The 1,462-nt window shown below is 64.6% G+C and carries 1 protein-coding gene and 1 pseudogene; one reads left to right on the top strand and one right to left on the bottom strand.

The genetic code is table 11. The annotated features are described in order from the left end of the window. Positions 1-203 (top strand): annotated as a pseudogene (locus MOV63_RS32400) (cobalamin biosynthesis protein); the annotation flags it as partial. Here MOV63_RS32400 and MOV63_RS32405 read toward each other — a convergent pair. Further along, on the bottom strand, positions 187-1,462 hold a 1,276-nt coding region (locus tag MOV63_RS32405; protein WP_247039835.1), incomplete at its 5' end, for a cobyric acid synthase. The pseudogene MOV63_RS32400 and the gene MOV63_RS32405 overlap by 17 nt on opposite strands.

Genomic DNA, 1,462 nt, shown 5'->3' on the forward strand with positions numbered 1-1,462 from the left:
CGATGGCCGGCGCGCTCGGCATTGCGCTCGCCGGACCGCGCAGCTATGGCGGACAGATGATCGAGGCGCGGTTCATGGGCGAGGGTGGGCGCTCCGAGCTCACCTACGACGACATTCGCCGCGCGCTGAAACTCGCCCGCGTTGCCGACGCTCTGCTGATCGGCCTTTTCGGCCTTCTGGCGTGGATCATCTGGCAAGTTTGAGCAGCCCATCGAGATCGAGATGCTTTTCCATATGGCCGGCCAACCGGTCGAGTACCGCATCCACCCCGGCCTCATAGTCCAGGCCTGATGCCGAGCCACCAAGCCGCTTCAGCCAGGCCGACCGCTGCCGGTCGTCCGAAAACAGGCCATGGAGGTAAGTGCCCCAGACCCGGCCATCCGCCGATATCGCGCCTTCCGGGTTGCCGCCGACGATTGAGAACGGGCACCGGCAATCTGCGCCAGACGTCCGCCCGATATGCATTTCATAGCCGGACAGGGAAATTCCGTCGAAACTTTCCCCCGAGACGGCCTCCAGCCGTTTATCGCCGGAAAGAACCGTCTCCACATCCAGCAAGCTCAACCCTTCGATCGATCCGGCCGGCCCTTCGGTTCCGTCCGGATCGGAGATGGTCTTCCCAAGCATCTGATAACCGCCGCAGAGGCCGAGCACCCGACCGCCGCGGCGGACATGGGCGGCGATATCGACATCGAAACCGGCCGCCTTCAGCGCCCGCAGATCGGATATCGTCGCCTTCGAGCCGACCAGCAGCACGAGATCGCAATCGCCGGGAATGGCCTGCCTCGGCCGGACCCGGATCAGATCGATATCCGGCTCGGCTTCTAGCGGATCGAGATCGTCGAAATTGGAGATATGCGGCAGGATCGGCACCGCGATCCTGATCCTCGCTTCGGCCTTCCGCACCGAAGGCGCATTGAGGCCAAGCGCATCTTCGGCCGGCAGCCGGGCCGCATCGGCAAAATGCGGCAACAGCCCGACCGACTGCCAGCCGGTGAGTTCCCCGATCATCCGCATGCCGTCGGCGAACAGGGCCGGATCGCCCCGAAAACGATTGACGATAAAACCCCGGATCATCGCCGCATCTTCGGGATCGAGCACCAGCCTGGTGCCGGCAAGGCTGGCAATCACCCCGCCGCGGTCGATATCGCCGATCAGCACCACCGGCACGTCGGCGGCCCGGGCAAACCCCATATTGGCGATGTCATTCCGACGAAGATTGATTTCCGAGGCGCTGCCGGCACCCTCGACCAGCACGAGATCAGCCTGATTGCGGAGGATGTCGAAACTCTCCAGGACCCGCGGCATCAGTGTCCGCTTGAGCATCTGATACTCGGCGGCCTTGGCATTGCCTTCGACCCTGCCTTGCACCACCACCTGCGCACCGACGTCGCTCTGCGGCTTCAGGAGCACCGGGTTCATGTGGACGCTGAGCGGCGCGCCGGCGGCGCGCGCCTGCAAC

Source organism: Neorhizobium sp. SHOUNA12A, assembly GCF_023006505.1.
In the GTDB taxonomy this organism is placed as follows: Bacteria; Pseudomonadota; Alphaproteobacteria; order Rhizobiales; family Rhizobiaceae; genus Neorhizobium.